Origin of the sequence: Undibacterium sp. MH2W, from assembly GCF_049340215.1 — a bacterium.
Classification (GTDB): Bacteria; Pseudomonadota; Gammaproteobacteria; order Burkholderiales; family Burkholderiaceae_D; genus Undibacterium.
Window position 1 is genome coordinate 1 of the sequence record NZ_JBMPPA010000016.1, and the last position, 8178, is coordinate 8178.

The following is an 8178-nucleotide window of genomic DNA, read 5'->3' on the forward strand; positions in this document are numbered from 1 at the left end:
GCAGCATTCGACATTAGGTTACCGCTCTCCCGTTCAATATCTGGAAGACTGGATGAAGAAACAAAATCAAGAGAATCTCGCTGCATGACATTCACCTGATGGTGAACTAATTATCGAGGGAAGCTCAGACGATCAGACGGTTAGGAGATGGATTAGTTTCACTAAATCCAATGGTGGTAGGCGTTTCATTGTTGGAAATGCTTTCGCGTACCGCGCTACAGACGTGAAGGAACTTGCCAACGTATATGATCCCATCGGGCCCGAAAATGACTCGCACTTGGCACAAGTTATTAGCGATGCAGATATTCTTGTTCCATGCTGGGGTAATCGATCAAAGTTACCATCCAGACTTCGAGGCAGACTTGATATCTTAAGCGACCGGATTTTTGCCGCAGGGAAGCCAGTCAAGATTTTTGGGCTAACGCAATCAGGTGATCCACTGCACCCTTTAAGACTCGCCTGTTCAACGCCATTGATCGATTGGTTAAAACAAGGAGAACAAGCATGATTTTATTAATAGGTTGTCTATTTATATGTATATTTATAACTGCCTATTTCATTTTCTTTGAACCTGAAGACAAATGCGAGCATAAGTGGGTACAAATAAAATTTAACCGTGGGCACGATATCAATCGGACCCAATATAGATGCTCTCGCTGTGAGAAAATTGACGATCGTGTTGAATAAATAGCTTCTTGCTGCGATTTTGTTACAACATATTTGATTGTTTGCCCTGCTTCAATTGAACAACTATCTGATGTATAAGGGTAGATAAAAATACAATTAAATTATTGAGGGGGGGGGGAGTATTTGTCTCTCAAACTGACAAACTTGCTCTTAATTACCAATTTTTCGGTTTTGCTGATTACGCCCTATGCTTTCATGAATTTATTTTCATAATTTCACTAATTAAGATAAACAGCAGCTTGTTTTCATTTTTAGTGAGACTTGCCATCTTCTGCGTATTGCGCGATGTTGAAAAAATCCTTAAAAAGCAATAGTTGGGATTTTCATATTCTGTGAGATCCTACACATCCTATTCTGATTAACCGACCAATCGTTATGACATCAATTGGTGTCAAATTATGCCGACCTTCAGAGGTGGTTCTGGATATTTTACCCTTGCCACAGCTTGGCGAATTTACTAAAGAAGACGGTGCAAAAGTGATCGATAGCGAGGGCAAGCGTGTCAAATAAACTTACAAATTTACCGAATCTCCAGGCAGACTTATTCCAGGTGCCTGATACCGCGAAATTAGTAACCGCGACGGCTTCGACACATGCACCACGATTTCTATTGCTGTACGGTTCTTTGCGGGAGCGTTCATACAGCAAGCTACTGACAATCGAAGCTGGCCGTTTACTAACGGCGATGGGCGGCGAGGTAAAAATCTTCAATCCACAAGATTTACCTCTGCCAGACGGTGCGCCTGAAGACCATCCAAAGGTCAAAGAGTTACGAGAGTTAGCATTATGGGCTGAGGGTATGGTGTGGTGCTCACCTGAACGACATGGCGCAATGACTGGCATCATGAAGGCACAAATTGATTGGATTCCTCTTTCTGTTAGGGCAGTGCGTCCAACACAAGGAAAAACGCTGGCCGTTATGGAGGTGTCAGGTGGTTCACAGTCATTTAATGCGGTTAATCAACTGCGCATCTTAGGTCGTTGGATGCGTATGATCACGATCCCTAATCAGTCGTCGGTACCAAAAGTCTTTTTGGAGTTTGATGATGCCGGACGGATGAAACCATCTGCTTACTACGATCGGGTAGTCGATGTCATGGAGGAATTGATGAAGTTCACTTTACTGACTCGGGATATTTCACCGTACTTGGTTGATCGTTACAGTGAACGCAAGGAAACCGCCGAAGAGTTGTCGAAGCGTGTAAATCAGCGATCCATCTAAATCGTATTGCAAACAGGCAGGTTCCGAATTTGACCTATTTATCTACTTAAATTGCGAGGATCGATCACTTAATTAGTTTCAGATATTGCTGGAGATTTCGGAATTAGTCGTAAAACGCTATTTTGGTCTCTTCGTCAAGACTGATAACTCTATAGGGGACTTTATTTGCTGCCGAACATTCATGCGGAGTTCTATTGGCAAAATAAGTTTCGTGTGATGCGTTAAGCCACAAGCTTGGTTGCACCTAAAAAAAATTGTTATTTTTGTGTTGATTAATAACTGTTAAATTTTTTCTTAAAGTAAAATTTAGTATTGCAAATGCTACGCAAGTCGTAGTATCTCAAATTATATAAAGCTACGAAGATCGTAGCTTTATATAAAGTGATATCAGTCATGAGTCGTGGAAATGTTGTATTTAGTTTGCGATTGAAAACTTTGCGCTTGGAACAAAATCTGTCTCAAAAACAACTTGGAATAGAGGCAGGTATCGACAAATTCGTCGCAAGTACTCGAATTAACAGATATGAACAGTCTGTGCATGCACCCGATTATGCAATTGTTCAGATGCTCGCCAAGGTACTGAACGCACCAGTAGCATATTTTTTTGCCGAAGAAGATGATATTGCTGGATTATTGATCTCATATCATCGAATGGACAATAAGGAGAAAAAAGAAGTGCTCAAGTATGTCACGGTACTTAACTCTCAATCTATTGTGTCTTTACCAAATGACCTCGATCAACATTGACGGGACTTTTATTAATTCCCTAAAGCTCCTTTTGATGTAATGCCGGAATTTGTGATTTGAGTAGTTTTAAAACTTCTGTTCGGGGACTTGTAACCGGGAGGAACGTTGATCGCCAGGGTTTCTCGTCCTTAATTTCAGTAAGTAATTTCTGCGCGCTTAAGTTTCTTAGAAAGTGATACAGTGCTTGTCCCATTTCAGTAAATCCGTTGGCTGACTGTGTAACGCTGACCAAAGATTTGAATGACTCGCGAATAAATGTTTCTCGAATCCAGGCTTCGACTACCCTTACTTCGAATTGTGAGCCTTGCATGCAAAATTTAGCAAATATACCTGTCTGCCATAAAACGGGGTGAAATCCAATGACGCTCTGTCCAGAAATCGTTTGCATGAGATGAATTGGTAGCTCTACTGGGCGGATTCCTATTTGTCTACAATGCACGGCTACACGCTTTTCAGTCGACAATTCACCGATTGCAACTGCGCGGCGTTCCACTGGTAATGCCCTAAGATGCTCTAGCATGTTATCGGCCCATTCCCATAGTTTGTCTGAGTCTCGTAGTAGGCGCGATGGAATTTTATTTCCCGTTACATATGGTTCATCTTCAGCTCGGTTAGGTATAAAAATTCGAGTTGAAATAGCTAGTACATTTTTTAAACGGTCTCTGAAGTGACCAATATACATATTATTTAACCAAGTCCAACGTTGTGGACTGTTTATCGCAACTTGGATTTCTTTTGCGCTTGCATTCATCGGTAGGTTGCTTAAGTCTAATTCAACCGCAGACAAATAATGTTCCCTTTGGAAACGCTCAATTTTCTCAGGACTTACTTTATGGCGGAAATACACTTCAACGGCAATTTGCTTTGGCTCAACCTTGCAGAGTACATCTGGTCTTATCGTGCCAAGGCCTACTTCTACGGCTGCACTTATCACAGGTAGCCGAAAGTAGGGGAAAACACGCCAGTATGCCGTATGTCTTATTCTGTCAGCCCATTCAATATCTGCTTCAACCTCAAAGCCCGGTAAAATCAGGACTTTCAGTTTAGCGACTTGTTGTTTCGCAAAACTGTGAATCAGAGTTTCGGGGGATGGACTGCAAATAACGTCGTCAGCTTCGTGAGCGAAATGGTATTCAAGAACATCTCCCTTTTTTGCAATAAGCGTGCGTTTACAGTCGGCACAGATACAATTGCAAGCAAGGCCTTTTTCTGCCGAGTCAACATGTATGAGCTCACCATTTCTCTCTCCGTATTTTACGACTACCCTCATCCAAGTCCCTCTGAATTAAATATGACGGAACAGCGTTTCTATTTCTTCGAATATTTCAAACTAGTCATGATGTTTGCGAAAGCCTTTTGTTTCAGCGACCTATTGGTAAGCAGATTATTAACTTAAGACTTCAATTATGTGAACGAATATACCCTGACAATAATGTAGCAAGTACCAAATAGCCGAAGCGCGTTATGGTACTTAAAAATCCATTGTGCTTAAATTATCATCAAAAACTGTCTATGCGCATTTTTGAGGTATTTTTGTATTAATGTATCGGGCAAGACAAGAATAGTATCAATTAGTTAGTGTGCATTCGCATGAAGTAAGCTATTTGACATGAATTCTCAATGTAAAGTTATTAATACCATTTTCCAAGGCTTCGCGTTTTTAAAATTTAAGAAACAATTGTTTCTCAATTCACCTATTTTCAAACTTACATACATTTTTATAAGCAAGGATCAATTTATGAGGTACGCAGTGAGGTTGAGGTTATCTCAACTTGACGAACAAGTTCAAAGCAAAAAGCATACATTCGACTAATATTTAGATTGGGCAGCATTCTAAATATTAGTTAAATTTTTGTAATTTTTTTATGCTTTAATCAATAAGTTCTAACTTCCGAAGTAAATTCCTAGTTTCAAAATCAGGTACGCCATGTTCCTTCTCCATTTTCTCGAGTAGAGCACCAGCATCTGACGGACGTTTTTGATGAGGCATCTCATTTACAAGTTTACCCAGTGCTAATTTATATGCCGAACCCTCTAAAAATTCGTTTGCGATTTTTAATACTTCGGGGGTAAATTTACCCTCTTGGACAGGCCAGTATGGACGCCACCTAATGAAGAAACGCTGATTAGGGTTCTTCTGCATTATTGTTAAGAGGGAATCTGAATTTTCTGAGTACTGAGTGCTTATTTGTGCTGCCGAATGTTCTACAAGCTGAATATTTTTTTTTGACGTAGTAATTTCTTGCTTCTGTACTTTTGGCGGCGGCGTTAGCTTGTCATAAACAATGTCGTAGGAGGTTGTGCCGTAAGTGTATTCGCTCGATCTATCCAAAAAACCGCATCCGCGTTGATATGCAAGAAACTTATGTATGGCAGTGTCTAAATCTTTTGTCCGATTTTCAATTAGTCCGAATTTTTCTGACACCCAAAGTGCTACATCTTTGTTATTGATGCGTTCTTTTTTTATTGCTTTGTTGAATATAAAATGGGCAAAAAGAGCTGCTTGCCAAATGTGTACGGGAGCTCCAACTGCGCTGGCTTCGTTACTAATTAGATTAAGGTGGCGTGGCCATACATCACTGATTCCTAATTCTTTGCGAATCATGTTCTCTTTCTCCGCAGTTGGAATTCGCCGGTAACGTCCAATTTCTTCGAAATATTTCTGCCTTTTAAGGTCCCTATCGATTTTCTCTATATTTTTCTTTTTCCGTTTTTCTTCTTCTATTTTTTTTCGGATAGTTTCTTCTGCCTTACGTTGAATTTCTAAATTCTCTATTTTTATTTTGTATTCACGTTCTAAGTCGGCTATTTCGACCTCTAATGCCATACGCAACTTTTCCTTAGCTCTAACCTCGTAAGGATGAAAAAGCCACTTTTGATGAAAAGTATCCTCCAACACCCGTTTTTCGATTGCCTCATAATTGGCATTATTAGATAAATCGGAGAGATTAATTTCAATTGCTGGGAGGCCTCGATTAATTAGTTTACGCAGCTTGACTTCATCGACAGCATGCCTAAAGCATATTTCAATCAACATGCATTTATCATTTATGTATGCCATAACATCAGGGCGCGTAGCCGATTCTCGATCCCACACTTCTTCTCGACAGTAGTCAAAAATTCTGATTTGAGATTCTCGTACGATTTGACTCTTCTCAACAACTTCACCATATGAAGTCTGACTAGTAACGGTTACTTTATTTTCAGCCAACCGCATTTTCTTGTTTTCAACAAGAATTTGTTTTGCTGCTGCATGAATAGCTGATTCGATGCACGACTGCTTCGCAATTAAAATGTGGTGAGCAAAGTGCCATATATTCTTATTCCCTTTCTTTGCAATTAACTTGTCTCCGCAGCCGATGCATTCGCAGCCACAACCCAAGCCGGAATCTACATCCGCTGGCGAAACAATTCTTCCGCCTTTACGGCCAAACGGTGTTCGGAGTGGAGGTGAATGGGAGGTTTGACTTTGTACTTGGTCTGACATTTTATTATCCTGCTGCAGGGCTACTTTTTAGTCATTTGAGTAATTATAGATAACAAAATTGCCAAAATATGTTCTTTTTTATAATTTTTAGAAAGATTGTATAAAATATGAAGTATCTTCATGTTGGTTTGAAAGCTGTCTAGCTCTTATTTTTCGGAGGAATCATCTTGTTATGCTTCATATTTTGATAGATTAAATGATTACAATTTTGAGTCGTTTACTTACATAGTTGCGAATTAATTTATTTTGTGTTTTCATATGCGAAAGGTCACCCTGGAACCTGTCAGTCGCGCACTGTGAAAACAGCATGGCAAATCCGGCGCTCCTTCTATGTCGCGAAAGCGGCTCTGGCTAAAATTTAAAACCCGTTTTGCCCTTTCGTAGGCTGGACGGAAACGCGCGACGCCACTCAAGCAGTCTATTGGGCTCTTTACGGAGTTTAAAAATGGCTACGTCAACATCGGCGCTTGCGCCAACACTTGCTTTTCAAACAGAGGCACTTTGCTCTTTTCTGTTTTCAGCTGACCAGACTCTCCCACGATCAAGCATTGAAGAGATTTGTACAAGCTTAGACCTCAATAACTATTCTGATTTTAAAGAGAAAGCTAAAATTCTCCGGTTTGAATTGGCTCTTGCGGGTATAAAACTTGGACATTCTCATGCACTTGAAGCGTTGTCTCGAATGGTGGGATTTCCAAACTATATGCGAGCCCTTGAAAGCATTAAGCAACAGTCTGGAGACTTTCAGAGGGAGGGGTTTTTGCTTCGCATTAAAATTACTGGTAGTGATGACCCTCAATTCACACCTTATGAATCGTTGCCTCTTGCTGGTAATGCCCTTATCGAACAAGTAATGGTACTGTTGAATATTGCAGGTGAACCCGTATTTTGTGACTTGTGCCGTACGCCAAAGTCAGTAGTTATCGAGGTATGTCGGGCGATGGGACCTTGGTTTACAGTAGAGCTTTTGGGGTTCGAAATTGTTTCAGATAAACTAAATTTCGTGGAATTTGACGGTGAATCGCAACGGATATTTCTTGAAAGGATACTAAGAGCACTGGAGCGAGGTAAGCCAGGTACACTTGTGGAGTACGGTGTAATTCCACACAATCAAGTTCCTTGGAGCTATGCATCGTTTCGTATGACTTTTGATTCAACAGGCGTTGAAAAGTTTATACAAAGCGAACGCGACCTATTTTTGATGCTTGATGTTATGGGTTTTCAGTCAGCGTATCTAGTTGATAGTAAATGTAGAATTGTCGGGTCTCAAGGTATCTGTAATCTCGAAATGAATTGGATTCGTTTTGATGGGGAGCATAGAGGCCCAATATTTAGTCTCTCGGCCAATGTTCTCAAGGGGTTAATCGACCGATTCCATAACTGGCGCCGTGGCTTGGCTGTCTCCGTAAAGGATGCTTGCTTGCTGATTGTTTCTGGAACTACTGCCGCAGACACATTTCAAATTAATCATGAGATGGTTCGTTCAGAACGCGAGCAACAAAATTTATCCCAATTAACTCTAGCGAGTCAAATTGGACTGACAGAGCAGGCCATTCAGAGAGTCGAAAAATATGGTTTTGTTCAAAGTAAAATCATATCTCTTATTGCAAAGGCTCTGAAAATAGACCCTAGCTTGTTGGTTGATAAGCCAGAGGGGGATTTAGGTTTTGAAGTTACTGAACCTCTACATTTATTGAATACGATGAAGAAGGCGCATCAATATAGCCTCAGTTACCCGGACGATTTAGATTCTGAAAAAATATCATTTATTAAAAACACACTCGAAGTCCTTACTGAGCTGGCGGACATGGTTCAGATAGGAGAAGGTGTAGGGGTCAATACGTTCAATCTTCAACCCATAAGGGAAGATATCCTTTTGGAGGATAGTGAACGCATTCTCGGAGAGATTTGAGCTTCCCTCGATAATTAGTTCACCATCAGGTGAATGTCATGCAGCGAGATTCTCTTGATTTTGTTTCTTCATCCAGTCTTCCAGATATTGAACGGGAGAGCGGTAACCTAATGTCGAATGCTG

The 8178-nt window shown here is 40.6% G+C and carries 6 protein-coding genes and 1 pseudogene; 5 read left to right on the plus strand and 2 right to left on the minus strand.

Features of this window, described 5'->3' with window-relative positions; all coding sequences use genetic code 11:
• Window positions 1-112 precede the first annotated feature (112 nt).
• From ACO0K2_RS19585 to ACO0K2_RS19600, 4 genes and pseudogenes are all read left to right on the plus strand, one after another.
• Window positions 113-508 carry a DUF1643 domain-containing protein gene (locus tag ACO0K2_RS19585; RefSeq protein WP_423021750.1) on the plus strand — a complete coding sequence of 132 codons (396 nt, stop codon included), beginning with the start codon at window positions 113-115 and terminating at the stop codon, window positions 506-508.
• A 524-nt stretch (window positions 509-1032) separates the two neighbouring features.
• A pseudogene (locus tag ACO0K2_RS19590) lies at window positions 1033-1197 on the plus strand (arsenate reductase (glutaredoxin)); the annotation flags it as partial.
• A complete protein-coding gene (gene arsH / locus ACO0K2_RS19595; RefSeq protein WP_423021751.1) occupies window positions 1172-1909 on the plus strand; it encodes an arsenical resistance protein ArsH in 738 nt (245 codons plus the stop codon). The pseudogene ACO0K2_RS19590 and the gene arsH, both read left to right, overlap by 26 nt.
• 393 nt (window positions 1910-2302) lie before the next feature.
• On the plus strand, window positions 2303-2656 hold the full coding sequence (locus ACO0K2_RS19600; protein WP_423021746.1) for a helix-turn-helix domain-containing protein: 354 nt from the start codon (window positions 2303-2305) through the stop codon (window positions 2654-2656).
• 19 nt (window positions 2657-2675) lie between these two features.
• Here ACO0K2_RS19600 and ACO0K2_RS19605 read toward each other — a convergent pair whose 3' ends face one another.
• Together ACO0K2_RS19605 and ACO0K2_RS19610 are read right to left on the minus strand one after the other, a co-directional pair.
• Window positions 2676-3926, minus strand: coding sequence for a hypothetical protein (locus ACO0K2_RS19605; RefSeq protein WP_423021747.1), 1251 nt, complete (start codon window positions 3924-3926; stop codon window positions 2676-2678).
• A gap of 600 nt (window positions 3927-4526) precedes the next feature.
• On the minus strand, window positions 4527-6143 hold the full coding sequence (locus ACO0K2_RS19610) for a competence protein CoiA family protein (protein ID WP_423021748.1): 1617 nt from the start codon (window positions 6141-6143) through the stop codon (window positions 4527-4529).
• 445 nt (window positions 6144-6588) lie between these two features.
• On the opposite strand from ACO0K2_RS19610, the gene ACO0K2_RS19615 reads away from it, so the two are divergent.
• On the plus strand, window positions 6589-8055 hold the full coding sequence (locus ACO0K2_RS19615; RefSeq protein WP_423021749.1) for a helix-turn-helix domain-containing protein: 1467 nt from the start codon (window positions 6589-6591) through the stop codon (window positions 8053-8055).
• The last annotated feature ends 123 nt before the right edge of the window (window positions 8056-8178 follow it).

Excerpts from the sequence above, each read along its gene's own strand:
- ACO0K2_RS19600 (WP_423021746.1), top strand. The coding sequence starts at position 2,303 with ATGAGTCGTGGAAATGTTGTATTTAGTTTGCGATTGAAAACTTTGCGC.
- ACO0K2_RS19605 (WP_423021747.1), bottom strand. The coding sequence starts at position 3,926 with ATGAGGGTAGTCGTAAAATACGGAGAGAGAAATGGTGAGCTCATACAT.
- ACO0K2_RS19610 (WP_423021748.1), bottom strand. The coding sequence starts at position 6,143 with ATGTCAGACCAAGTACAAAGTCAAACCTCCCATTCACCTCCACTCCGA.
- ACO0K2_RS19615 (WP_423021749.1), top strand. The coding sequence starts at position 6,589 with ATGGCTACGTCAACATCGGCGCTTGCGCCAACACTTGCTTTTCAAACA.